Here is a 23,162-nt window from a genome sequence, read left to right as displayed (position 1 = left end):
GCCACCAGGTGTCCGACGGCGGGGCCAGGTCCAGTTCCTAGTGTCAGGGGTTATCGACATGGCACATCCTAAAAAACGCTCGTCAGCACCCCACCGTCCACCCGCACCGCGGCACCGTTCGTCGCTGACGCTAACGGACTGGCCAGGAAGGTCACCATGGCCGCAATCTCCTCGGGCTCAATGAACCGCTCCAGCAGCGAGGTCTGGTTGGTCCCGATGATTGCCCGTTTCATGTCCGCCACGGACTTCCCGGTGGCAGCGGCGATGCCTTCCACGGTGGCGGCAACGCCGTCGGAGTACGTGGGCCCACCCAGGACCGAGTTCACGGTCACTCCGGTACCGCGGGTGAGCTTCGCCAGGCCGTTCCCCACAGCCATCATGGCGGCCTTGGACGCGCCGTAGTGGATCATGTCGGCCGGTACGTTGACGCCCGATTCGCTGCTGATGAACACGATCCGGCCCCATCCCCGCTCCAGCATGGACGGCATCAGCCGGCGGGCCAGCAGCGCCCCGCTCAGCGTATTCACCTCGAAATACCTCCGCCACTCGTCTGCGGAAATCTCGTCAAAGGGCTTCAGCTCGAACAGGCCAACATTGTTGATGAGGATGTCTACGTCGTCCAGCTCCGCGCAGAGCCGCTCCACCTGCTCGGGTACGGCGAAGTCGGCGGCGAGCCCGTCCACCGCGGCTCCCGGCACCTCACGCCGCAGCGCCTCGATGGCGGAGGCAAGCTTCGCGGCATCCCGGCCGTGAAGCGTCACGGCTACGCCGTCCCGGGCCAGCATGGTGGCCACGGCGTACCCAATCCCCTGTGTGGAACCGCTAATAAACGCGGTTTTCCCCGTGAGCTGCAAATCCATGGTGTTGGCCTTTCCCGCCGCGCGTGAAGCGGCCGTTCACCGGCGTCGGACCTTCCGGCGCGGTTTCACCTGACGATTCCACAGCCGGATCAGCACCCAATCAGCGCAGTGCCCGCGCACTAGAATCAGCAGGTGAATAACCTGCGGATCCGTGTTCTTGGCCCTGTTGGCGCCGAGCATGCAGGCGCCCCGCTCCACCTGTCCAAGGCGCGGCACCGCGAGCTTCTCGCCATCCTCGTCGCCGCCCGGGGCAGGACGGTATCCACACAGCGGCTTGTCGATGACCTATGGGAGGACACCCCGGCCGGCGCGGTGGGCGCCGTCCGCACCTTCATCGGCGAGCTGCGCCGCATCCTCGAACCGGGCCGCCCGCCCCGCACTCCCCCGGCGGTCCTGCTCACCACCGGCGGCGGCTATGCGCTCCACCTCCCGGCGGACGACGTCGATCTCTGGCGCGTCGAGCGGAGCCTCCAGGGCGCGGCGAAGCTGGGGCTGGAAGCCCGCGAGCGCGCGCTGACCGCAGCGCTCGATGAGTGGCACGGCAGTCCGTTCGAGGAATTCAGCACCCGCCCCTGGGCCACAGCAGAACGGGCACGCCTTGCCGAACTCCGGGCAGCCACGGGTGAGAAGCTGGCTTCCGCCCGGCTGGCACTCGGCCGCCCGCAGGACGTCCTGGCGCTGCTCGATGCCCATCTCGGCGAGCACCCGTGGCGGGAGGAGGGCTGGCGGCTGCTCGCTCTGGCCCTCTACCGCTCCGCCCGCCAGGCCGACGCCCTCGCCCTGCTCTCCCGGGCCCGTTCCACTCTGCGGGATGATCTGGGCCTTGATCCCGGAACGCGGCTGGCCGAGCTTGAGCAGCGCATCCTGCGCCAGGATCCGGCGCTGGATCTGGTGCCCGACGACGGCGCCTCCCTCCTTGCGCGAACCGTCGCCGCCGCGGGGCGAACCGGGAAACGTGCGCAGCTGGAGGGGGTGGCGCAGTTGCTTCCGGTGCTGGCCGTGTCCGGGTCGGTCCAGCTGGCAGCGGAGCAGCGGACAGCGGCCATTGCTGCGGCGGAGCAGTTCGGTGATCCGGATCTGGCGGCCCGGGTCATTGGCGGTTTTGAGGTGCCGGGAAGCTGGACCCGTTCGGATGATCCGGTTCAATCCGCGGCGGTCGTGGCCGCCGCGGTGCGGACGCTAAAGGCTCTGCCGCCACCGACGTCGGACCGGATGCGGGCGAGGTTGCTGGCCACCATCGCCATGGAATCCCGCGGGAGTGCGGACCGGATGCCGGAGGCCGCTGAGGCCGAACGGATTGCGCGGGAACTGAAGGACTCGGCCCTGCTGTGCTTTGCTCTCAGTGCCCGGTACCAGCAGACCTTCGCAACGACCGGGCTGGCGGGTGCACGTGAGGCGATCGGCGCCGAGATTATTGCGCTGGCCGTGGACGCGGAGCTGCCCACGTTCGAGATCCAGGGCCGGTTGATCCGGATGCAGGCGCTCTGCGCGCTGGATGATCTTGATGCTGCTTCCCGGGAGGCTGATCAGATCGATGCTCTGGCCGCCCGGTTCGACCGGCAGCTGGCGACGGTCTTCACCGGCTGGTTCCGGTGGACCTTCCTGCTGGGCCCCCCGCCGCCGGCAGGAGATGAAATGCCGGGGTTCAGAACGGGCTTGCTCAAACTGGCGGAGCTGACCGCCGCCGTTCGGAACGGTGCGGAGCTTCCGGACGGGGACTTCGGTCCGTATGAACCGTGGGTGCGGCCGCTGCTGCTGGCACGCGCAGGCCGGCTGGTGGCGGCTCGTGCGGCTCTCGACATCCTGCCGGAGCCTCCACTCGACCTGTTATTTGAAGTGTCGTGGTCCCTCATCGGCCTGGCCGCGGACAAATGCAGTCACCCGGCAATGGCCCGCCGCGCCCGCTCCGCTCTTCTGCCGGCGGCCGAAGAGCGCGCCGCCGGCAGCGGCGTCGTCGACCTTGGACCGATCCGCTTGCTATTGGACGATCTCGCAGGTTTCAGCAGAGGGCGGATCAGCTCCCGGAGTGATTAGCCGATGCTCTCAAACACCATCGTCGCCTGGATACGGTCTCCGCCACCGAATCCCTTACTCCCGCTGCTCGCGGTGGTAATGGTGTGGAGCCGGTATCCCTTCGCAGCCTGATTATTGATTGCCTCTTCCAAGGCGGTCAGGTTTCCCGAACCAGTACCCATAAGTTTCTCTTTGAGGATTACCTGTAAAACGACATAGTTTGGCATTACACAAAACCCTTCTCGACGCTGATTAATGGAAGCAATGCTACCCGTAGCAAATTCAGGCTTCCTGCAACCTCGCCACTGGAGACTTTGTTGTCTGGCCAGCCCGCACCGTGGCGCATGGCTTCATGGCTTCATGGCTTCATGGCTTCATGGCTTCTATCGACCCTGACAATCCCTTAGTGGACAAGGCTGCCTTGCCGGACCCGTCATTCTGGTGAACATGGTTGGCCGCACGGCAGCGGAGTGGGGTCACGCGTTTGATGCTGAACCGGCTTTCCAGGTTTCTTCGCTTTCATTCTCGATTTGTGGAGCCTCGCTACCGGCCAGGAAATTGCAATGATTTGTGCATTCCGATCGCGAACAACGGGAACACATAGAACAGAAGGCTCACGACGGAGCCCATGAGCAGCCAGATGTCGCTCAAGGAACGCGGCGCGGGAGGTGCGGAAGCCGGGGCAAGTATGGGAGTGGCGGCGGCGGCAACCTGCTCGACGGGCCCAAAGTCGCCGATGACGCGTTCGGCAGCCTGCTCTGAAACTCCATACCGGAGGAGCATCTCGGCCGCGTGCTCACGCATCGCCTGGATCGTCTCGGCGCGTTCCCGCGGTTCCGATCAGCGGCAAACAGGTTCCACGTCTGGGTAAAGAGATTAGGTTGTTGCCAGGTCACCACTCGGGAGCATTTGTGGTTTTCGACACATTGATACCCATCCTTTTCAGGCGTGGTTCCGAAGTATGGATGTCCCCTTTCCGGGGGGCACCCAGCATCACTCGCCCCTGAATAAGGAGATTCCCATGAATAAGTCACTTCGGCTTATGGCGGTTCCCACTCTGGCTTTAGCTGCCCTCGCCCTTTCGGGTTCCCCCGCCATGGCTCATGACGGTTCCGACCATTACCAGTCCACTTTGGGTCAGCTCAACGGCAGCGCAGGCTCCGGCGACATCACTGTTGATGTTACGGGCAACCAGGCCCACGTTGTCCTGAATGTTTCGGGGATGCCCGAGACCTTCATGGACGCCCCGTACCCCCACGTACAGCACATCCATGGTGGCTCCCAGGGCGTGTGCCCTGCACCTTCGGCAGACCAGGACGGCGACGGCGTCATCTCAACCACTGAGGGTGCTCCCTTCTACGGCGACATCCTCACCACCTTGTCCACCAGCGGTGACACCAGTCCTGCTGCCGGACTTGACCTCAAGGTCGGCGGGCAGGGAGGTGCCTACACGGTTGACCGCACGTTCGAAATAGACGACGCAACCAAGGCCTCTCTGGAGGCAGGCACCGCTGTTGTGGTGGTCCACGGACTTGATCCGGCAACTCTGAGTGCAGCGGGGCAGGCAGCTATGAGCGATCTGGCTCCTGAGCTTCCGCTGGCCGCCACTTCCCCGGCCCTGTGCGGGACTCTGGCAGCAGGACAGATGGAGATGCCCTCAGGCGGCGCTGACACCGGCGTCACCCAGGAAACGGGCGTCGACGCCGGAGCCCTCGCGCTCGGCGGCGGGCTGGCCCTCGTTGCCCTCGCAGGCGGAGCGTATGTCATTCGCCGGCGCAGCGCCGGAACAGCAGCCTAAGTCCGGACTGACTGGGTCCATACAATGACCACCAAGAAGCCCGGACGCCGCGGAGGCCTTCTGGCATCCGCGGCGTCCGGAGTTCTGGTCCTGCTGTCCCTGGCCGGATGCGCTTCCGGAACCGCCGACGTCGGCCCCTCACCTTCTGCTTCCGCGTCGGCTTCGGCGGAAGCCGGCACTGCGGCCCCATCGCAGGCACCCTCTGCCCCGCCGGCTGCCACTCCGGGCGTCCCGGCGGAAGAACAACTTCCAGTGCTGGGTGGGTCCGCTCCGGTAACCCTAAGTATTCCTTCGATCGGGGTCAGGACGGATCTTCTCCATCTCGGGCTGCGCGATAACGGTTCCTTGGAGGTCCCGGAGGACACCGGCAGCGGCGCACCTGCGAGTTGGTACAACGGTTCTCCAACTCCGGGAGAGCGCGGCCCGTCCGTGATGTTGGGTCATGTGAATGCTCTCGGCGGGAATGCGGGAGTCTTTGCTGATCTCAGAAAGCTCACGCCTGGCACTGAAATCGATATTTATCGGGCCGACGGCAGCACCGCAGTATTTACCGTGGAGCGCGGTGCCCTCTACAGCAAGAATGAATTCCCCACCGTCGAGGTTTACGGCAATACTCCGGGGGCCGAGCTGCGGCTTATCACCTGTGACGGCTATGACCCCGACACCGGACTTTTCGACGATAACTACGTCATCTACGCCAAATTAAAAGCCTGACAACTGAACGCTTCCCCCTTTTGGAGCGCGCAAGCAGGCAGGAACGGACAGGCAAATGAATAACCGCACCCTCGCGCTGCCATCCTTGGCCTTCGCATCGCTGCTCCTCTTCGGTTGTGCTCCGGCTGCCGGATCCGGCGTTCAAAACGCCCCCGTCGCAAGTTCGGAAACCGTCTCGGCTGCCGCCGCCCCAGAACACGGGGACGGCCACCACCAAGACCCCTCATCCCCGACGACGCCAGCAGTCAACGGCCCCAGTGAGGCCGCGCTGATGGTTTGTGGAGATCAGCCAGTGGAAAGACTCACCTCCATGTTGGATCTGGAGCAGAACCCGCACACCATCAACGACTGGGTCGATGACACTTTCACCTGCACCTACCATCTGCAGGAAGGGGCACTGGAAATCTCCGTCCAGGAAGCCCCCGACCAGACAATGGCACTGACGTATTTTGAGGCGAAGCAGGCCCTAGCCCAAGACGCCAAACCCATCGAGGGCCTCGCCAACCTCGGTTTCCCGGCCTATGAAACTGCCGACGGATCAGCAGTTTTCCAAAAAGACAGCTTCGTTCTGCAGGTGGATGCCTCAGCGCTGCCCGCTACTCTGGGGCCCGATGGCATCAGCAGGAACGCCCTGGCATATCAGCTCTCCACCACCATTTTGGCCTGCTGGGTTGAACACCACTGACACACGCCCACACTCTCTTCACCTAGGAGACCTTAGTGGCTTTGAGCCGCACCTTCTGCGGAGACGCGGAGTCCGCCGTCGGGCCGTCCCTCGATGGTGAGGGTTCCGCCGTGGGCCTGCACGATGCTCCGAACGATGGTCAGTCCCAGGCCGACGCCGGCCTGATCTGAGCGCACGCGCTCCGTGCCGCGCTGGAACGGCTCGGCAAGCGTCAAGACCAGTTCCGGCGGCAGTTTCTCGCCGGTGTTCTCCACCACGAGTTCGACACTCCCGTAGCCCGCTTCGGTGCTCACCCACACAGTGCCGTCGTCGGGCAGATTGTGGCTGATCGCGTTGTGCAGGAGGTTGGTGGTCATCTGCAGCAGCAGCGCACGGGAGCCAACGGCGGGGGTCTCCCCGCCGTCGGCAAGGAGGCGTACGCGGCGCTTCTCCGCGAGGGGCAGCAGGGTTTCGGCTGCTTCGTCCACAAGGAGGGACAGGTCAACCGGTTCGCTGGTGAAGGACTTTTGGTCTGCGCGGCTGAGCATCAGCAGAGCCTGGGTGAGGTCGATGGCCCGGAGGTTGACGGTGTGCAGCCGGTCAATGAGGTGGTTCACGTCCAGCTCCGGATCGTTCCGGGCCACCTCCAGGAGGGTCTGTGAAATCGCCAGCGGGGTGCGCGGCTCATGCGAGGCGTTGGCCGCGAAGCGCCGCTGTTCGGCCACGTGCGCTTCCAGCCGTTCTAGCATCGCGTCGAAGCTGTCCGCGAGCTCACGGAACTCATCCCGGGGTCCCTCCAACCGGACCCGGTGGGACAGTGTGCCGTCCATGGCCATGGTGGTGGCGGCCCGGATTTGCGTGAGCGGGGCCAGCATCCGGCCGGCGAGGATCCAGCCGCCGACCAGACCCAGGATCAGCAGGAAGCCCAGCGCCCACGCCGCCCTCGGGGCAAAGGCCTCCCACAGATCGGAGCGGCTCGGCGCAAAGGTGGTGGGGCCGAAGTTGGTCAGGTCCGGTATCAGTATCGATTCCTTGGGGGTGTAGCGCAGCAGAAAGACCCACAGGACGGCCAGGAGCAGGACGCTTGTCACCATCAGGAAGGCCGCGTAGCTGAGGGCGAGCTTGGCCCGGACGCTCAGCCCGCGCCTCCGCCTAGACAAGCTGGCCCGCGGTGCCTCCGGCACCCACACCGGCGTCGGGCGCTGCGTAAGCGTCAATCCGGTAACCGACGCCGGGGACGGTGGCGATGATCGTGGGCTCGCCCAGGCGCTTTCGCAGGGCGGAGACGGTGATGCGCACGGCATTGGTGAAGGGGTCCGCGTTCTCGTCCCAGGCCTTTTCCAGCAGTTCCTCGGCGCTGACCACTCCGCCGTTGGCCGCCACCAGGATTTCGAGCACGGCGAACTGTTTTCGGGTGAGCCCCACGTAGCGGCCGTCGCGGAATACTTCCCGGCGGAACGGGTCCAGCCTCAGCCCGGCGATCTCGCTGATCGGAGGCCGGGCATGGGCCCGACGGCGGTAGAGGGCTCGGAGCCTCAGCACGAGTTCGCGGAACTCGAACGGCTTCGTGAGGTAGTCGTCGGCGCCCAGTTCGAAGCCGGACGCCTTGTCATCAATCCGGTCGGCGGCGGTGAGCATCAGGATCGGCAGACCGCTGCCGGAGCTGACGATCCGGTGAGCGATCTCGTCCCCGGAAGGGCCCGGGATGTCGCGGTCCAGAATCACCAGATCATAGGAGTTGATGCTGATCAGTTCCAGGGCCGTGTGACCGTCCCCGGCGATGTCGGCGGCAATGGCTTCCAGCCGCAGCCCGTCACGGACCGCTTCCGCCAGGAGGGGTTCGTCCTCCACGATCAACACACGCATAGGCCGATCCTAGAGGACGGACATATTGTCCGCGTATCAAAAACCCCATACGTCACAGCAACAGCGCTGGAGCTTGGGTGGTGGCATGACCTCCGTTGTCTCACTTGCCGCCAGGGAACGCCGCACGCAGCGGGTTCGGAACGTTGCTGTCGCTGCCCTCTGTTCGGCCTTGCTCGGCGCCTACCTGCTCGCCTTCGGTCTCCCTGACGGGCTGCCGCGGGCCGGAGGCGGAGCGTTTAGCCAGCAGGCCATGGCAGGGCCTGCTGGTGTCCCGGCGGCCGGCTCGCTGACCGACGACGACGGCGTCATCTCGGGAGTTGTCTCGGTTTTCGACGACGCCCATCCGGCAGTGTCCACCCTCGATCCGGTGCTGCTCGACGCGGTTCGCGCAGCGGCGGTGGATGCCGCAGCCGAGGGGATCGCCGTCGTCGTCATCAGCGGCTGGCGTTCCCCGCAGTATCAGGAGCGGCTGCTAGAGGACGCCGTCGCCCGGTACGGCTCCAAGGAAGAGGCAGCCCGCTGGGTGGCCACTGCGGAGACGTCGGCCCACGTGCGCGGGGGCGCCGTGGACGTCGGGCCGGACGCTGCCCTTGAGTGGCTGTCCGCGAACGGCGCCGGGTACGGGCTCTGCCAGGTGTACGGCAACGAACCGTGGCATTTCGGATATTTGCCCGACGCCGTCACGTACGGCTGTCCCGCGATGTACACGGACCCGACAGAGGACCCGCGGATGAACCCGCCATGAGTCAGCCCTACCGCCGTCGGCCGGGAAGTCGGTGCCGAGCATCAGCAGCGCCTCGCAGCCCTCCATCGCCCGGTAACCGGACGCGAAGCCCAGGAGCCCGGTCATGCCGACGTCGAACGGGTTGTCGCTCTCGATGAATTCCTTGCCGCGCAGGGCGTGCACAATCGGTGCGCCCAGTGCGTCGGCGAGGGCGAGGACTTCCTCACGTGCGCCCTCCACGCCGGCACCCGCGAGGATCGTGACCTTGTCGCAGGAGTTCAGCGTGGCGGCTGCTTCCTGCAGCTCCGCCGGGGAGGGCACGGTGACGGGGTCGGTGCGGCGGACCGTGAAGACGCGCTCGTCCACGGCGTCTTCCAGCGCGGTGTCGCCCGCCATCACGAGCACGGCGACTCCCCGCTTTTCGATGGCGGTCCGCATGGCGATCTCCAGCAGCCGCGGCATCTGCTCAGGGCTCAGGACCATTTCGCAGAAGACCGTGCAGTCGCGGAACAGTTCGGTGGGCCGGGTCTCCTGGAAGTACTGGCTGCCGATCTCGTCGCTCGGGATGTGCGAGGCGATCGCCAGCACGGGAACCCGGCTGCGGTGCGCGTCGTGGAGGCCGTTGATGAGGTGCATGTTGCCGGGGCCGCAGCTGCCTGCGCACACCGCCAGCTCGCCCGTCAGCGCCGCCTCCCCTGCGGCAGCGAACGCGGCCTCCTCTTCATGCCGGGCGAGCATCCACTCGATACCCTTCTCCCGGCGGATGGCCTCGGTCACCGCGTTCAGGGAGTCGCCGGGAACTCCCCAGATACGTTGGATCCCATTGGCGGCGAGGTTGTGGACAACGGTCTCGGCGATCGTGGGCATGCTGCTCCTCGGTTCGGCGCGCTCAGACGGCCCCGTCAGTCTAAGTCGCGGGGTCGGGCTGTGCCAGAGGTGTGGCGGGTGCGTGCGTGTGAGGAAGACGACGGGCTCCTCGAGGACGACGACGCGGACGGGCACACCTGCGCCTTCCCCGAGAACTGATACCGGCGTCCGACGTGGTGACCGCCGACCTGACGCTCACCGGCCGCCTCACGACGGCGTCGAACGCCACCTTCCTGGGAAGCACCGGCGATGCGGCCGTCGTCTGCAAACCGATCGCGGGCGAGAAGCCGCTGTCGGACTTCCCCGACGGGTGCGTGGGGTTCGCCATCTGCACACCCTCGGGGAACGTGCTGCGCGAGCCCACCATAGGAATTCGGCGCCCCTTCAAGCTCGACCACGGGCTAACCCACGCGCATTCCCGCTGCGATCCCCCTTTGAATACTGCGTCCAGACCCTGTTTCCCCGTCGAAACAAGAAGTTAACACCTGCGACCAAAAACCCGTTGTGGTGGAAATACATGACATGTACCATTTCACATGTTTAGTGATTTAGGCCACATTTTGATCGGTTACGCACCCCTGCTGTCTGGTTCGTCCTGCTCCGTTCCTTTCAGAGCACCAAACCAATTCACATGAAAGATCGCCATGACACTTTCAGAAACCGCGGACGAGAAGCTCGCACCCCCTAGCGGCATCAAGCTGGATAACATTTCGAAGCGCTACGGCGATCTGGTTGTCCTCGACGATGTTTCCCTGCATGTAAAGCCGGGAACCGTTAACGCCCTCATCGGTCCCTCCGGTGCGGGAAAGAGCACCTTCCTGCGATGCATCAACCTGCTCGAACGGCCCGACTCGGGAACCATCCACGTGGCCGGGCATACCATCGAACCCGGAAAAGCGGTGAACGGCCGCGATCTGGCTGCCCTGCGGCGCACGGTCGGCATGGTGTTCCAGTCCTTCAACCTGTTTCCGCACATGTCTGCGCTGAAGAACATCAGCTTTCCCCAGCAGAAGGTGCTCGGCCGCACCAAGGAAGAGGCCGACGAGCGTTCCATGCAGTTACTTGACCGGGTCGGGCTCAGAGACAAGGCATCGGAGCACCCGGGGCGGTGCTCCGGAGGCCAGCAGCAGCGCATCGCCATTGCCCGGGCACTTGCTTTGGATCCAAGCATCATGCTGTTCGACGAACCCACGTCGGCGCTTGATCCGGAAGTCGGACTGGAGGTCCTGGCCGTTATGCGGGAACTGGCTGCAGAGGGCATGACGATGATCGTGGTTACCCACGAAATGCAGTTCGCCAGAGATGTCTCCGACACTCTCGTCGTCATGGCAGACAGCAAGATCATCGAACAGGGCGACCCGGGCACCATCATGAGCGACCCACAGGAAGCGCGCACAAGACGTTTTCTGCGGGCCGTGCTGGAGCGCTGACATGGACGCCCTATCAGCAGTGCTCCAGGGGCTGCCCATGACCCTCTGGCTGACAGTGTCTGCTTTCGCCATAGGAATTGTCGGCGCCGTTCCACTGGCTGTCGGCCTGTCATCATCGAACATTCTTGTTCGATTGGCATGCCGGCTCTTCGTAGATTTTGTCCGGGGAGTACCAATCATCGTGTGGTTATTCCTCCTCAAATTCGGCATCCAGTTAGGCACCTTTAAATTCAGTCCCGTCAGTGCTGCGGTAGTCGGCCTGGGCGTTGTCTCCATGGCGTATCTCGCCGAGATCTACCGCGGAGGGCTTCAGAGCGTGCCGCGGGGACAAAGTGAGGCCGCAGACGCCTTGGGCCTGGCCCGCGGAACGACATTCTCCCGGGTAATGGCTCCGCAGGCATTTCGCATCGTTTCCCCGTCGATTGCGACTTATCTGACCGGCTTGCTGAAGGACTCGTCCATCGCCTCAACCATCATCGTTACCGAGATGGTTTTCCAGTCCCAGGCTTTCGCCAGGCAGCACCCCACCGTCGAAGGGATCTTCCCCTACATCATCGTGGGTGCCCTCTATATAGGGCTGAGCTTGCCTGTCGCCTATATGTCCCGTCGCCTTGACACCCGCATGAGGAAGGCCATTTACGCATGACTTGGCTTACAGACTGGGCGGGTTACCTCCCGCAAATGTTGTCCGGCCTCAGCGTCAGCCTGATGATCGCCGGCGTCTCCATCTTCTTCGGTTATCCGCTGGGGCTTGCCCTCAGCCTCATGGTGTCCGCCAAGAACCTCGCTGTCCGCACCTTCGGCCTCGCGGTGGTGGAGGTGGGCCGAGGCGCACCTGCACTGGTGGTCCTTTACCTCGTTTACTACGGCCTGCCGAAGTTCGGGATCGCGTTCGAGAGCATCACCGCCGCGTGCCTGGCACTGACGTGGAACGCTGCGGCCTATTCGAGCGAGATTATGCGCGCCGGGCTCCAGTCGGTTCCCCGCGGACAGCACGAGGCTTCGAACGCCCTTGGCCTTGCGAACAAGGACAGCTTTTTCCGCATCATCCTGCCGCAGGGCATGCGGTCCGCGGTCCCCGGGCTCATGGGTGTTGCCATCCAGGTTTTCCAAGGCACCTCCCTGGCCTACGGCATTGCCGTCCCGGAACTCATGAAGACTGCCTACAACATCGGCAGCGAAGACTTCAACTATCTCCAGATTTTCGCCCTCGCCGGCCTCTGCTACGCGGTGATTTCCATGCCCGCTACCTGGATCACCGTCTTTTTCGAAAAGCGCATGGCACGCAACGCGTGACATCCCAGATTTTCCTTACCGCTTCCCATCCTGCGCCAACCAACCATTAGGAGAAAAAAGTGAATACCAACCGTATTAAGGGTGCAAGCGTTCTTGCTGTCACCACGATTGCACTCGGTTTCGGGCTGACCGCCTGCGGCTCATCTTCTGAAGCGAGTTCCACCTCGGACTGCACTCCCAAGCATGAGGGCATTGAAACAGTAAGCGCCGGAAAGCTCACCGTCGGGGTAATCGACATCCCTCCGTTCAGTAGCTACAACAGTGGCGATCCCGAGGGCATCGACATCTCCATCGTCAACAAGATCGCCGAGGAGGAATGCCTCGAGCTGTCCTACCAGCCGGCCACCTACGCCGATGCCGTCCAGTCCATCTCGGGGAACAGCATTGACATAGCAGTTGGAACCATCGATGCGACCGAAAAACGGCTCAAGGCCGTCGATTTCTCGGCCTCTACCTACCTTGACGGCATGGGCATCGCATCCAAAACCGGGGCAACTACTGTCGATGATCTGGAAAAGATGGACAAGGTAGGAACCATTGACGGCTACCTGTGGGTGGAGGACCTCAAGGAAATCCTGGGCGACCGCCTGGTCACTTACCCGAGCAGCGTGGAACTTAAAGCCGACTTCGACGCCGGCCGACTGGACGCAGATGTCGATGCCTACGGCGTACAGGTAATCCAGTTCAAGGGTGCAGACGACATCACGGTGGCTCTGGCGAACGACAACCCTGACGAGCGCGTAGGGGCGATTGTCACGGCCCCCGAGGCTGCCTTCCCCCTAACAAAGGGCAACACCAGCCTGCGCGATGCCCTTAGCGCCGGCATCGAAGCCCAGCGCGAAGACGGGACCATCAGCAAGCTCCTGGTCGATGCCGGCCTGTCCGAAGGACTTGGAAAGGTCGCCGATGAGCAGTACGTAGTCCCCGCCAGCTAGTCCCCCACCCCGCAGCCCAACCCTCGTCAGCCTCAGATGGGCTACGTCGCGGGCTGATCTCCACCGACCGGCGGCGTGCCCTGCCGCTGGTTTCCCGAAAGGAATTCAAGAAATGACCGAGACCCAAAAACCCTGGCACGGAGTGCTCGTCGCCACCGCACTGCCGTTCAAAGACGACCTGAGCGTTGACTACGACGCCTACGCCGAACACGTGGCGTGGCTGGCCGCAAACGGATGCGACGGCGTTGCCCCCAACGGCTCACTCGGTGAGTACCAGACGCTGAGCGAGGAGGAGCGGGCCCGGGTCATTACCACGGCGGTGGAAGCCGCCCCGGAGGGCTTTACCGTGATGGCGGGGGTTGGTGCATATGGCGGCCTGCAGACCCAGTACTGGGCCGAGCAGGCCGCCGAGGCCGGCGCCCACGCCTTGATGCTGCTGCCCCCCAACAGCTACCGCGCCAACGAGGAGGAGGTCGTTGACCACTACCGCCGGGCCGCCACGATCGGTCTGCCGATCGTGGCCTACAACAATCCGATTGACACCAAGGTCGACCTGACGCCGCGCCTTATCGCTCGGCTGCACGGTGAGGGCTACATTGTCGGCGTCAAGGAGTTCAGCGGTGACGTCCGCCGGGCCTATGAGATCAAGGAACTGGCCCCGGAGATGGACCTACTCATCGGCACCGATGACACGGTCCTGGAAATGGGCATTGCCGGGGCCGTCGGCTGGGTATCCGGCTATCCCAATGCCATCCCGGAATCCACCGTCGAACTGTACAAGCTCTCCACCTCAGGCCGGCTCGAGGATCTGGAGCGGGCACGCGTGATCTATCGGGACCTGCATTCTCTGCTGCGGTGGGACTCCAAGACTGAATTCGTCCAGTCAATCAAGCTGTCCATGGACATAGCAGGCCTGCGCGGCGGTCCCTGCCGGCCGCCTCGCGGTCCGCTCACCCCTGAGATGCACGCGCAGGTTGTCCAGGATACGAAGACCGCGCTGGCCAAGGGCTATAAGTAACACCCTGCCCGCGCCGCCGGGGGTCCGTCCGGCACAATAGTCGCCGGACGGACCCCTACCCCTTAGCTCCCCTACCACCAAAAGGAACGTGCCAAGCATGAGAACCACACGTGTCTTCCACGCCGTCGATTCGCACACCGAGGGCATGCCCACCCGTGTGATTACGGGCGGCGTCGGGACCATCCCCGGGGCCAGCATGGCTGAGCGCAGGCTGTGGTTCATGGAACACTCGGACTGGATCCGCACGCTGCTGATGACCGAGCCGAGGGGCCACGCGTCCATGAGCGGTGCAATCCTGCAGCCCCCCACCCGGACCGACGCCGACTTTGGCGTGCTTTACATCGAGGTCTCGGGACTACTGCCGATGTGCGGGCACGGCACCATTGGCGTGGCCACGGTGCTGGTAGAGACGGGAATGGTCGACGTCATCGAGCCGGTAACCACCATTCGCCTGGATACCCCCGCCGGACTGGTCATTGCCGAAGTCGCGGTCAGGGATGGCCAGGCGGAGTCCGTGACCATCCGCAATGTTCCCTCCTTCGCGGAACGCCTGAATGCGAAGGTCGAGGTTCCCGGTTACGGGATAGTCGGCTATGACCTGGCCTTCGGCGGCAACTTCTATGCCGTGGTTTCGCTCGAGGATCTCGGGCTGCCGTTTGAGCGGGAGCGCAAGGAGGACCTGATTTCGGCCGGACTGGCGATCATGGAAGCCATCAACTCCACCGATGAACCTGTGCACCCTGAGCGCAACGACATCCGGGGCTGCCATCACGTCTACCTCATGGCTCCGGGGTCCACGGCCGAGCATTCCAGGCACGCGATGGCAATTTGCCCCGGCTGGTTTGACCGGTCTCCATGCGGAACGGGAACCAGCGCCAGAATGGCCCAACTGCATGCACGGGGCGAGCTGGGATTGAACCAGGATTTCATCAATGAGTCATACATTGGATCACGGTTTACCGGCCGGCTCGTCGAGGAAACCACTGTTGCCGGCCGCCCCGCCGTCGTCCCCACCGTTACCGGCCGGGCCTGGATCACCGGAACTGCACAGTATTTCCTGGACCCGTCGGATCCGTTCCCCGAGGGGTTCCTGCTATGACTATTCCCTATTTCGACGCATCCGCTGTCCGCGCTGCGGTCCCCTTCGAGCGGGCCGTGCAGGCTATAGAAGAGAGTCTGCTCGGCGGCTTGGACCCTGAGCTCGACAGCCCCCGTCTGTTCAGCCCCGCCCCCGCTGGAGAATTCCTGATCATGCCGACGGAGGGCACCCGCTACAGCGGAATCAAGGCTGCCACCATTGCCCCGGAGAATCCCGCCCGCGGACTGGAAAAAATCCAAGGCATCTACATCCTTTTCGATTCGGCAACACTGGCACCTGTCGCGACCATGGACGGCGCCGAGCTGACCGCCATCCGGACCCCGGCCACCACCCTGACTGCGGTCAAGCACATCGCGGCAGCAGCACCGGAGGGAGAAGGGATCGGGAGTACGCCCCGCATCCTGGTTTTCGGGGCTGGCATCCAGGCCCTGAACCATATCCGCGCGGCACGCGCCGTGTTCCCCCAAGCTGAATTTTCGGTCATCGGCCGGCGTCCGCACCGCGTCGAGGAATTGATCCGGACGCTGGCGGCGGAAGGGATCCGGGTGCAGGACGCCTCCGGAGCGATGGAAGATTCGGTGGCGGCGGCCGATGTCATTTTGTGTGTGACTTCTTCACCCGAACCGCTCTTCGACGGGGCCCTGCCCAAGGACGGTGCAATCATCGCCTCCGTCGGCCAGCACGGGCTCGATGCCCGTGAGGTCGACGCCGCGTTGGTGCGGCGCAGCGACGTGGTGGTGGAAGGACGGGCCTCGGCCTGGCGGGAAAACGGCGACCTTATTCCCGCACGCAGCGTGCGGGAATGGCAGGAAATCAATCCTCCCAATCTGCACGACCTGGTCCTCGGGAAACTGGCCAGAAGACGCGCAACGTGCTGCCTGTTCACCGGAGTCGGAATGGCCTGGGAAGACCTTGTCACAGCTGCCGTGGTGTATGAAGAAGGCCGAAGCTCATGACACTCGGCACTGCCGCATACCCTCAAGGAACCACTATGAACTCTCCCGCCCGTTCGCTTGCCCCGCTTTCACGTGCGCTGAATCTGAGGGAATCAGTCACAGAGAAACTGCGCACCGCCATTGTCACCGGCGAACTGATGGAAGGGGAGATTGTCTCCGCGCCGGCGCTGGGGATCGTGCTGGGTGTTTCCGCGACGCCGGTGCGTGAAGCAATGATGGACCTGGCCCGTGAGGGCTTGGTTGAAACAGTGAAAAACAAAGGCTTCCGGGTCACTTCCGTCACCGACAAGGAGCTGGACGACATCACGGAAATCCGGCTCCTGATCGAACCGCCCACCGTGGCGCGGGTGGTGGGGACCATCCCCCCGGAGGGCTTCATCGAGCTGCGGCGGCTCGCGGATGAATGCATGGCCGCCGCCAAGGCCGAGGACCTGAACGGCTATCTCGTCAGCGACCGGGAACTCCACGCTGCAATCCTGGCCTACTCCACAAACCAGCAGCTGGCCGAGCTGGCAACGTCCCTGCGCCGTCGCACCCGCATGTACGGACTGCAGACCTTGGTCCGTGAAAACAAGCTGGCCGGCTCAGCCCAGGAGCACCACACCCTGCTGGAGCTGATGCAGGCCGGCGATGTTGAGGGCTCGCGCGCCTTGATGAACCAGCACATTGCGCATGCCCGTGGCCTGTGGGCGCGGGGTACCGAAGACGAATCGAGCAGAAGTGAGTAAAGCATGAACGCACCCAGCGATGTGCTCGTGGTGGGCGCCGGCATTGTTGGCTCAGCCATTGCCTACTTTGCCAGCGTCGAGGGCCTAAAAGTCACCGTGCTTGACCGCGGATTGCCGGCGAGTGGGACCTCTTCGGCCTGTGAAGGCAACATTCTTGTTTCCGACAAGGAACTGGGCCCGGAGCTGGAACTGACCAAGTATTCGCTCGGGGTCTGGAAGAACGATTTGGCAGAACACGCCGGCCAATGGGAGTTCGAGGGCAAGGGCGGCATCATTGTTGCCTCCCGGGATTCCTCTCTCACATCACTGAACCGCCTGATGGCAGCGCAGCGCGCATTCGGAATCAACGTGAAGTCACTCTCCCTGGAAGAACTGCGGGAGCTGGAACCGAATATCTCGCCAGCCGCGGTGGGTGCCGCGTACTACCCGGAGGACAGCCAGGTCCAGCCGATGCTCGCGGCAGCACACTTGCTGCGGATGGCGCGGATGAATGGCGCGCGTTTTGTCCCCCGGGCACGCGTCACTGAATTCCTGCGCAGCCACGGCCGGGTCACGGGGGTCCGGACGACGGCAGGGGATTTCGCCGCCGACGCCGTCGTCAATGCGACAGGCACTTGGGCCTCGGGCCTCGCCGCACTGGCCGGAGTCAACGTACCGGTGAATCCCCGCCGGGGCTACGTGCTGGTCACCGAGCCGCTTCCGCCGATGATTCACCACAAGGTCTATGCGGCCGAATACGTGGACAACGTGGGCAGCTCCGACGCTGGCCTCCAGTCATCGCCCGTGGTGGAAGGCACACCGGCCGGAAGCATTCTGATCGGTTCGAGCCGGGAACGCGTGGGGTTCGACCGCACCGTGAGCGTACCGGCCCTGAGAACAATCGCCGCCAATGCCGCCGCGTTGTTCCCGTTCCTTAAGGAGGTAAAAATCATGCGGCACTACCATGGCTTCCGCCCCTACTGCCCTGACCATCTGCCGGTGATCGGGCCAGACGATCGCGCTCCGGGCCTGTGGCATGCCAGCGGCCACGAAGGTGCCGGCATCGGCCTGTCCGTGGGCACAGGCAAGCTGATGGCCCAGGCCCTTGCCGGCAAAACGCCTGACCTGTCGCTGGAACCTTTCACCCCGGCCCGCTTTGGGGCGTTTGATTCCACCGCACTTGATGCTCAGGAGGCCAGCGCATGAGCTCACCGATACGAGCCACGTTCAACGGGCAACCCATCACGGCAGCGGACGGCGCCACTGTTGGAGGGGCCCTGGTCGCAAACGGCATCACGTCATGGCGCAGTACGCGTCAAAAGGACCGTCCCCGAGGTTTGTTCTGCGGCATCGGGGTGTGTTTCGACTGCCTGGTGGAGGTTGACGGGCAACCCAACGAACGGGCCTGCATGGTCCGGGTCAGGGACGGCATGTCGATAACAGGGGCGGAATCCGTCCGCGACGGAGGAGGCGAATGAGCGCCCGCCGCGACGACGTCACCTACGACGTCTGCGTCGTCGGTGCAGGACCCGCCGGACTGGCTGCGGCCGTCAGCGCCGCCGAGCATGGTGCCCGTGTGGTCTGCATAGACGCGAATGACCAGCCTGGTGGCCAGTTCTGGCGGCACCGGCCCGAAGACATACCGTCAGGCGACGACGGTGCAGGGCACCACGATTGGAAGACCTATCTCAATCTGCGCGCCCGCTTTGACTCTGCTGTTGCGGCCGGCACCTTGGCATACCACCCGGGCCGCCATGTCTGGATGGCCCAGCACGAAAACACCGCATTCACCCTGCGCTCAACCGCGAGCGTCCGGACCGGGACGGATGATTCCGGCCCGCAGACTGTCCGCGCCTCCCGCATGGTGATTTGCGCCGGGGGCTACGACCGGCAGCTGCCGGTACCCGGGTGGGATCTGCCAGGCGTCATGGCGGCCGGAGGAATCCAGGCGTTCATCAAGGCCAACGGCCTGCCCCCGGGAAAGTGCTTTGTCGTGGCCGGCACCGGGCCCTTCCTGCTGCCGGTGGCCGCAAACATCGCAGCGGCCGGCGGGACCGTGGCCGCCGTGTGCGAGGCCACCAATTTCACCGGCTGGCTGCCCCATTTGGGTACAGCCATGCGGGTTCCGTCCAAGGGCCTCGAAGGCGCCGAATACCTGGCCGCTTTTCTCCGGCATCACATTCGTTTCCGCCTCCGCACCGTCGTCGCCGAAATCCTGGGCACGGACCGGGTGGAAGCTGTGCGCACCGTAAAGCTGGATGCTCAGGGCCGGCCCGTTCCCGGCAGCGCGCGCCTGATTCAGAACGTGGACGTTGTCGGCCTGGGCTGGGGTTTCACCCCGCAACTGGAGCTGCCGCTGTCCCTCGGAGCGGAAACCCGACTGGACGACGACGGTTCCCTCATTGGTGTCACCGATGAACTACTGCGCTCGTCCGTGCCTGGCCTTTACCTGGCAGGGGAAGTCTCCGGCGTCGGCGGCGCTGCGCTGGCCGTTATCGAGGGCCTGATTGCCGGCCGGACCGCTGCCCGCGAGGCCGCAGGAGCAACACTTGGCCCTGCACCCGACGCTGCGCTTCCCGCGGAAACGCAGGCGCTTGTGCGTAAGGCAGCCACCTATCGGGCCTTCGCCCGGGCCATGCATCTGGCCCACCCGCTTCCCGCCGGCTGGCAGAGCCTGCTCCGCCCGGACACCCTGGTGTGCCGGTGCGAGGAAGTCACAGCCGGGGAAATCACGGCCGCGAAAGAACACCTGTGCGCCACGGACGCGCGGACCCTCAAGTCCATGACACGTACCGGCATGGGCTGGTGCCAGGGAAAGGTATGCGGATTCGCTGCCTCGTGCCTTGCCGGGACCGGCACCGCCTCGGTTGAGTCCCTGCGCTCCGTGTCCAAGCGGCCGGTCGGAATCCCTGTGGCCCTATCCGAACTACTCACCCTTGAGGACCCTCAGGTCCCCGAAACCCCGTCACACAGCTAGGAGAAGCATGATGACCCTATCCACTGCCACAATCCCGGAAGCCACCCAACCCGCCGAGCTGGAGTCCATCCTTGCCGCCGCGGAGACCGCGTCCCGCATCTGGGCTGCCCGGCTGCCTTCCGAGCGTGCCGTCGCGTTGGAAGCGGTGGCCGATGCGCTCGATGCCGCTCGTGACGTCCTTGTCCCGACTGCCATGGTCGAGACCAACCTGCCCGAGGCCCGGCTAACCGGCGAATTGAAGCGCACCACCTTTCAGCTGCGGCTCTTCGCCGAGGTCCTGCGCGACGGCGGATACCTTGACGCGAGGATCGACCATCCGGATCCCGAGTGGCCCATGGGTGCGCCGCGTCCGGATTTGCGCCGCGTGCTGGAGCCGATCGGGCCGGTCCTTGTTTTTGCTGCGAGCAATTTTCCGTTTGCCTTTTCGGTGGCCGGCGGCGATACCGCGTCGGCGCTGGCGGCAGGAAATGCCGTGATCCTCAAAGCCCATCCGGGCCACCTGCTTCTGTCTGCCCAGACCGGTGAAGTGGTCTCCGCAGCTTTGGCCGCTGCCGGCGCACCGCACGGGACGTTCTCCGTGATCTTCGGGACGGATGCCGGCAGCGAGGCGCTGGCGGACCCTCGGGTGAAAGCGTCAGGCTTCACGGGTTCCATTTCCGGGGGAAGGGCGTTGTTCGATATCGCCAACTCGCGTCCGGAACCGATCCCGTTTTACGGCGAATTGGGCAGCAACAACCCGGTCTTTGTGACACCTGCTGCTGCAGCAGCGAACGGGCCGGACATAGCTAGCGGCTTCGTCGGGTCCTTCACTGCCGGTGCGGGCCAGTTCTGCACCAAGCCGGGCACCCTGTTCGTCCCTGCCGGCTCCGGACTTACCGAGGCGCTGCGGCAGGCAGCATTGCCGGCGGAGGCCAAACTGCTCAACTCCCGCCTCCACCAGGGTTACCGAGAGGTTCTCGGTACCTTAACTGCCAACAGCCGGTTCTCCGTCCTGGCTCAGGGCCCAAACCCGCTGGCTGATCCACCAGGACCGACTCTCCTACTGACGACGGCTGAGAACGTGTTCGCCTCACCCCGCGAGCTGCAGCAGGAGTGCTTCGGTCCTACCGCTGTTGTTGTGGAGTACGACGATGTGTCCCAGCTTCCGGAACTGGCCGCTACCTTCGAAGGACAGTTGACCGCAACGGTCTTCGGCACTGACGAGGACGATATGGCGGGTCTGGTGGAAGTGCTCGCCCGCAAGGCCGGCCGCGTACTTTGGAACCAGTGGCCAACGGGAGTGTCGGTCACCTATGCCCAGCAGCACGGCGGGCCCTATCCGGCCACCACTGCTGTCGGCTCCACCTCCGTGGGCACTGCTGCCATCGGCCGTTTCCTGCGGCCTGTCGCTTATCAGGGTTTCCCCGAGCATCTCTTGCCTCTGTCTCTGAAGGAAGACAATCCGTTGGGGATTCCGCGCCTAATCAACGGCGAGCGGACCTAGGCCATCTGAGCCCGTCGCGAGCTGACGCTCAGGGGCGGCATTAAGACGGCGTCGAACGCCACCTTCCTGGGCTGCATCGGCGACGCGGCCGTCGTCGACAACCGATTGCGGGCGAGAAGCCGCTGTGGGACTTTCCCGACGGTTTCTGGCGCACCGCGAGGTGGCCGCCTACCTGGTTTCGGAGGTTTTCGGCTGGAATACCGTCCCGCGCACCTGGCTGCGGGACGGTCCGCTCGGTGAGGGAACGGTGCAGCTCTGGCAGGAGACGGATCCGGAGCAGACCGCGGTGGACCTGGTGGCGGCGGACGACGTGCCGGAAACCGGCTGGAAACAGGTCCTCGAGGGTCAGGACGAAAACGGTCGGATCGTCGCCCTCGTACACGAAGACTCGCCGGCGCTGCGGCGGATGGCAGTGTTCGACGTCGTCGTCAACAATGCCGACCGCAAAGGCGACCACATCCTCGCCATGGCCGACCGGCACCGGTACGGCGTGGACCACGGGCTCACCCTCCACAGCGACCACAAGCTGCGGACGGTGCTGTGGGGCTGGATCGGAGAGGCGCTGACCGCCGAGGAACTCGAGGGCGTCGATCGTGTTCTCGCCGGTCTGGAGGGTGAGCTGGGCCGAAAGCTGGCCGAGCTGCTCACCGCCGAGGAGATTGCTTCACTCTCCGCGCGCTGCGCCCGGTTACGTTCGGCCGGAGTGTTTCCGGCTCCGAGCGGCGGGATGCCGGCTGTGCCCTGGCCGCTGTTCTAACGGATTCTTCTAGTTCTGGGGCCGGACGTCCCAGACGTGATGGAGCGCGTCATGGATGAAGTAGCGGGCCAGGGTATCCACGGTAAAGGCGCTGCCGTCTGAGCGCAGCCCGCGCCGGGTCAGCTGAACGGGTTCGACGGCGGCGAAGGCTGCCGCTGTCTTTTCCGCTTCCGCGGCCAGCTCGGTGGCCACCACTGCCGGATCCTGTTCCGCGTACCGTTCGGCAACGGCGATTGCATCCTGATCCCAGTCAGCGAACCAGCATCAGATTCAGCCGCGCCCGGTAGACGCGGCACAGATCCCGGACATGGGCTGCGTATTCCAAAGGCGACCAGGTGCCCTCATCCGGCCGCTGGACCGCTGCCGGATCGGAGAGAATACGCCGCCAGTCGTCCGCGCTGCCGCGGAGCAGGCCTGGCACATCGCGAAAATCCGCCGCAGCGGCGTCGAACCCGCACTCGGGGCAGGGACGTCCAGGACCCAGGTCCAGTTCTTGGTGTCGGGGGTTATCGCCATGTGCACATCCTCTGGGAACGTGAGCTTCGCGAGTCGTCCATTTCCATCGGCCCTACTCAGGGCCGCAGGCCGCGGGGATGAGGCACCGCGGGGAAATAGAGCTGCTGGCTGTGCGGTTCCCCTATGAGATTATTCGGCCCTTGGAGAGCATCGGCGGATCCATTCACGACCCCTCCGACCCTGTCGGCCGGCTGCTGTTGAACGTCCTGGCCATGGTCGCCGAATTCGAATCAGACCTCATCCGCGCCCGCACCCGCGAAGGCATGCAGGTCGCCAAGGCCAAAGGGCGGCTCCTCGGCAAGCAACCCTACCTCTCCAAGAGCCAGGAAGCCCACTGGCCTTGACCCCGGATGGTGGACAGGGGCTAAGCGGCGAGGTCGATCCCTACGCCCTGTGATGAGTATTCCAGCTCAAAGTCCACGGGGCTGACATTAGCGATTGAAGAGTGGCGGCGGCGCTGGTTATAGCGGTCCTCTATCCAC

General features: G+C 64.5%; 24 protein-coding genes and 4 pseudogenes. 20 read left to right on the top strand and 8 right to left on the bottom strand.

Features of this window, described 5'->3' with window-relative positions; translation table 11 throughout:
• Window positions 1–68: 68 nt before the first annotated feature.
• Window positions 69–860, bottom strand: coding sequence for an SDR family NAD(P)-dependent oxidoreductase (locus ABIB35_RS09130; RefSeq protein ID WP_354180746.1), 792 nt, complete (start codon window positions 858–860; stop codon window positions 69–71).
• 132 nt (window positions 861–992) lie between these two features.
• Here ABIB35_RS09130 and ABIB35_RS09125 point away from each other — a divergent pair, with 132 nt between their 5' ends.
• Complete coding sequence (locus ABIB35_RS09125) at window positions 993–2,894, top strand: AfsR/SARP family transcriptional regulator (protein ID WP_354180745.1); 1,902 nt, start codon at window positions 993–995, stop codon at window positions 2,892–2,894.
• On the opposite strand, the gene ABIB35_RS09120 is transcribed toward ABIB35_RS09125, so the two are convergent.
• Both ABIB35_RS09120 and ABIB35_RS09115 read right to left on the bottom strand, forming a co-directional pair.
• The gene (locus ABIB35_RS09120; RefSeq protein ID WP_354180744.1) at window positions 2,891–3,055 is read right to left on the bottom strand and encodes a DUF4177 domain-containing protein; all 165 of its coding nucleotides are present in this window, start codon (window positions 3,053–3,055) and stop codon (window positions 2,891–2,893) included. The two genes, ABIB35_RS09125 and ABIB35_RS09120, sit on opposite strands and share 4 nt — an antisense overlap.
• 361 nt (window positions 3,056–3,416) lie before the next feature.
• Window positions 3,417–3,677: a hypothetical protein gene (locus ABIB35_RS09115; RefSeq protein WP_354180742.1), complete on the bottom strand. Its 261-nt coding sequence runs from the start codon at window positions 3,675–3,677 to the stop codon at window positions 3,417–3,419.
• A 217-nt stretch (window positions 3,678–3,894) separates the two neighbouring features.
• Between ABIB35_RS09115 and ABIB35_RS09110 the strand changes: the two genes are divergently transcribed.
• From ABIB35_RS09110 to ABIB35_RS09100, 3 genes are all read left to right on the top strand, one after another.
• A complete protein-coding gene (locus ABIB35_RS09110; protein ID WP_354180740.1) occupies window positions 3,895–4,671 on the top strand; it encodes a hypothetical protein in 777 nt (258 codons plus the stop codon).
• Between the two features lie 24 nt (window positions 4,672–4,695).
• Window positions 4,696–5,385 (top strand): sortase domain-containing protein, encoded by a 690-nt coding sequence (locus ABIB35_RS09105; protein ID WP_354180738.1) that lies wholly within the window; start codon window positions 4,696–4,698, stop codon window positions 5,383–5,385.
• Between the two features lie 292 nt (window positions 5,386–5,677).
• On the top strand, window positions 5,678–6,070 hold the full coding sequence (locus tag ABIB35_RS09100; RefSeq protein ID WP_354180736.1) for a hypothetical protein: 393 nt from the start codon (window positions 5,678–5,680) through the stop codon (window positions 6,068–6,070).
• Window positions 6,071–6,102: 32 nt separating this feature from the next.
• Here ABIB35_RS09100 and ABIB35_RS09095 read toward each other — a convergent pair whose 3' ends face one another.
• Window positions 6,103–7,188 carry a sensor histidine kinase gene (locus tag ABIB35_RS09095; RefSeq protein ID WP_354180960.1) on the bottom strand — a complete coding sequence of 362 codons (1,086 nt, stop codon included), beginning with the start codon at window positions 7,186–7,188 and terminating at the stop codon, window positions 6,103–6,105.
• A gap of 13 nt (window positions 7,189–7,201) precedes the next feature.
• Entirely contained in the window at window positions 7,202–7,915 is a 714-nt protein-coding gene (locus tag ABIB35_RS09090; RefSeq protein ID WP_354180734.1) for a response regulator transcription factor, read from the bottom strand.
• A gap of 85 nt (window positions 7,916–8,000) precedes the next feature.
• Between ABIB35_RS09090 and ABIB35_RS09085 the strand changes: the two genes are divergently transcribed.
• The gene (locus ABIB35_RS09085; RefSeq protein WP_354180732.1) at window positions 8,001–8,660 is read left to right on the top strand and encodes a M15 family metallopeptidase; all 660 of its coding nucleotides are present in this window, start codon (window positions 8,001–8,003) and stop codon (window positions 8,658–8,660) included.
• A 21-nt stretch (window positions 8,661–8,681) separates the two neighbouring features.
• Here ABIB35_RS09085 and ABIB35_RS09080 read toward each other — a convergent pair.
• Window positions 8,682–9,506, bottom strand: a pseudogene (locus tag ABIB35_RS09080) (thiamine pyrophosphate-binding protein); the annotation flags it as partial.
• 158 nt (window positions 9,507–9,664) lie between these two features.
• On the opposite strand from ABIB35_RS09080, the pseudogene ABIB35_RS09075 reads away from it, so the two are divergent.
• The 14 genes and pseudogenes from ABIB35_RS09075 to ABIB35_RS09010 form a co-directional block, all read left to right on the top strand.
• Window positions 9,665–9,817, top strand: a pseudogene (locus ABIB35_RS09075) (SCO1664 family protein); the annotation flags it as partial.
• Between the two features lie 333 nt (window positions 9,818–10,150).
• Window positions 10,151–10,936 (top strand): amino acid ABC transporter ATP-binding protein, encoded by a 786-nt coding sequence (locus tag ABIB35_RS09070; protein ID WP_354180731.1) that lies wholly within the window; start codon window positions 10,151–10,153, stop codon window positions 10,934–10,936.
• A gap of 1 nt (window position 10,937) precedes the next feature.
• Window positions 10,938–11,582 carry an amino acid ABC transporter permease gene (locus tag ABIB35_RS09065; protein ID WP_354180729.1) on the top strand — a complete coding sequence of 215 codons (645 nt, stop codon included), beginning with the start codon at window positions 10,938–10,940 and terminating at the stop codon, window positions 11,580–11,582.
• A complete protein-coding gene (locus ABIB35_RS09060; RefSeq protein ID WP_354180727.1) occupies window positions 11,579–12,232 on the top strand; it encodes an amino acid ABC transporter permease in 654 nt (217 codons plus the stop codon). Before ABIB35_RS09065 ends, ABIB35_RS09060 begins: the two co-directional genes overlap by 4 nt.
• A 59-nt stretch (window positions 12,233–12,291) precedes the next feature.
• A complete protein-coding gene (locus tag ABIB35_RS09055) occupies window positions 12,292–13,167 on the top strand; it encodes a substrate-binding periplasmic protein (protein ID WP_354180725.1) in 876 nt (291 codons plus the stop codon).
• A gap of 112 nt (window positions 13,168–13,279) precedes the next feature.
• A complete protein-coding gene (locus ABIB35_RS09050) occupies window positions 13,280–14,185 on the top strand; it encodes a dihydrodipicolinate synthase family protein (RefSeq protein WP_354180724.1) in 906 nt (301 codons plus the stop codon).
• Window positions 14,186–14,282: 97 nt separating this feature from the next.
• Window positions 14,283–15,284, top strand: a complete 1,002-nt coding sequence (locus ABIB35_RS09045) for a proline racemase family protein (protein ID WP_354180723.1) — start codon at window positions 14,283–14,285, stop codon at window positions 15,282–15,284.
• The gene (locus tag ABIB35_RS09040) at window positions 15,281–16,240 is read left to right on the top strand and encodes an ornithine cyclodeaminase family protein (RefSeq protein ID WP_354180722.1); all 960 of its coding nucleotides are present in this window, start codon (window positions 15,281–15,283) and stop codon (window positions 16,238–16,240) included. The genes ABIB35_RS09045 and ABIB35_RS09040 overlap by 4 nt, the downstream gene beginning before the upstream one ends.
• Window positions 16,241–16,275: 35 nt before the next feature.
• Window positions 16,276–16,968: a GntR family transcriptional regulator gene (locus ABIB35_RS09035; RefSeq protein WP_354180720.1), complete on the top strand. Its 693-nt coding sequence runs from the start codon at window positions 16,276–16,278 to the stop codon at window positions 16,966–16,968.
• Window positions 16,969–16,971: 3 nt separating this feature from the next.
• On the top strand, window positions 16,972–18,153 hold the full coding sequence (locus ABIB35_RS09030) for an NAD(P)/FAD-dependent oxidoreductase (RefSeq protein ID WP_354180718.1): 1,182 nt from the start codon (window positions 16,972–16,974) through the stop codon (window positions 18,151–18,153).
• On the top strand, window positions 18,150–18,425 hold the full coding sequence (locus tag ABIB35_RS09025) for a (2Fe-2S)-binding protein (protein ID WP_354180717.1): 276 nt from the start codon (window positions 18,150–18,152) through the stop codon (window positions 18,423–18,425). Before ABIB35_RS09030 ends, ABIB35_RS09025 begins: the two co-directional genes overlap by 4 nt.
• Window positions 18,422–19,924 carry an FAD-dependent oxidoreductase gene (locus ABIB35_RS09020; protein WP_354180715.1) on the top strand — a complete coding sequence of 501 codons (1,503 nt, stop codon included), beginning with the start codon at window positions 18,422–18,424 and terminating at the stop codon, window positions 19,922–19,924. The genes ABIB35_RS09025 and ABIB35_RS09020 overlap by 4 nt, the downstream gene beginning before the upstream one ends.
• A gap of 7 nt (window positions 19,925–19,931) precedes the next feature.
• Window positions 19,932–21,407, top strand: a complete 1,476-nt coding sequence (locus tag ABIB35_RS09015; RefSeq protein ID WP_354180713.1) for an aldehyde dehydrogenase (NADP(+)) — start codon at window positions 19,932–19,934, stop codon at window positions 21,405–21,407.
• 21 nt (window positions 21,408–21,428) lie between these two features.
• Window positions 21,429–22,164: pseudogene (locus tag ABIB35_RS09010) on the top strand (SCO1664 family protein).
• A gap of 9 nt (window positions 22,165–22,173) precedes the next feature.
• Here the strand turns inward: ABIB35_RS09010 and ABIB35_RS09005 are convergent.
• Together ABIB35_RS09005 and ABIB35_RS09000 are read right to left on the bottom strand one after the other, a co-directional pair.
• The gene (locus ABIB35_RS09005) at window positions 22,174–22,359 is read right to left on the bottom strand and encodes a hypothetical protein (RefSeq protein WP_354180712.1); all 186 of its coding nucleotides are present in this window, start codon (window positions 22,357–22,359) and stop codon (window positions 22,174–22,176) included.
• A 55-nt stretch (window positions 22,360–22,414) separates the two neighbouring features.
• Window positions 22,415–22,585 carry a hypothetical protein gene (locus ABIB35_RS09000; protein ID WP_354180711.1) on the bottom strand — a complete coding sequence of 57 codons (171 nt, stop codon included), beginning with the start codon at window positions 22,583–22,585 and terminating at the stop codon, window positions 22,415–22,417.
• Window positions 22,586–22,826: 241 nt separating this feature from the next.
• On the opposite strand from ABIB35_RS09000, the pseudogene ABIB35_RS08995 reads away from it, so the two are divergent.
• Window positions 22,827–23,015, top strand: a pseudogene (locus ABIB35_RS08995) (recombinase family protein); the annotation flags it as partial.
• Window positions 23,016–23,162: the final 147 nt, after the last annotated feature.

Source organism: Arthrobacter sp. UYP6 (assembly GCF_040547315.1).
Taxonomy (GTDB): Bacteria; Actinomycetota; Actinomycetes; order Actinomycetales; family Micrococcaceae; genus Arthrobacter_B.
Note: the sequence above shows the minus strand (reverse complement) of the source record. Positions and strands in the feature narration are given on the sequence as shown.